We start from the raw sequence: 797 nt of genomic DNA on the forward strand, positions 1-797 counted from the left end.
GCTACGACGCCGGCGCCGACGGTACGACCGCCTTCACGGATAGCGAAGCGCAGACCGTCTTCCATTGCGATGGTCTTGATCAGAGTGACTTCCATCTGGATGTTGTCACCTGGCATTACCATCTCAACGCCTTCCGGCAGCTGGCAGTTACCGGTCACGTCAGTAGTACGGAAGTAGAACTGAGGACGGTAGCCTTTGAAGAACGGAGTGTGACGACCGCCTTCTTCTTTCGACAGAACGTAAACTTCTGCGGTGAACTTGGTGTGCGGCTTGACCGAACCTGGCTTGACCAGAACCTGGCCACGCTCAACGTCGTCACGCTTGGTACCACGCAGCAGAACGCCACAGTTCTCGCCAGCACGACCTTCGTCGAGCAGTTTGCGGAACATTTCAACACCGGTGCAGGTGGTGGTGGTGGTGTCACGCAGACCAACGATTTCCAGGGCGTCTTGAACGCGGACGATGCCACGCTCGATACGACCGGTAACAACGGTACCACGACCCGAGATCGAGAATACGTCTTCGATTGGCATCAGGAACGGCTTGTCGATAGCGCGCTCTGGCTCTGGGATGTAGCTGTCCAGAGTTTCTACCAGTTTCTTGACGGCAGTGGTGCCCATCTCGTTGTCGTCTTTGCCTTCCAGAGCCATACGAGCCGAACCGATGATGATCGGAGTGTCGTCGCCTGGGAAGTCATAGGTGGACAGCAGGTCGCGAACTTCCATCTCGACCAGTTCCAGCAGCTCAGCGTCGTCTACCAGGTCAGCCTTGTTCAGGAAGACCACGATGTACGGAAC

1 protein-coding gene is annotated in these 797 nt (G+C 56.7%); it reads right to left on the reverse strand.

Annotated features, from left to right (window positions below):
• The coding region (locus IDM28_RS20405; RefSeq protein ID WP_188036767.1) for an elongation factor Tu at positions 1–797 on the reverse strand (797 nt) is incomplete at both ends.

Source organism: Pseudomonas sp. EZ-C24 (assembly GCF_014525325.1).
GTDB lineage: Bacteria > Pseudomonadota > Gammaproteobacteria > Pseudomonadales > Pseudomonadaceae > Aquipseudomonas > Aquipseudomonas shirazensis.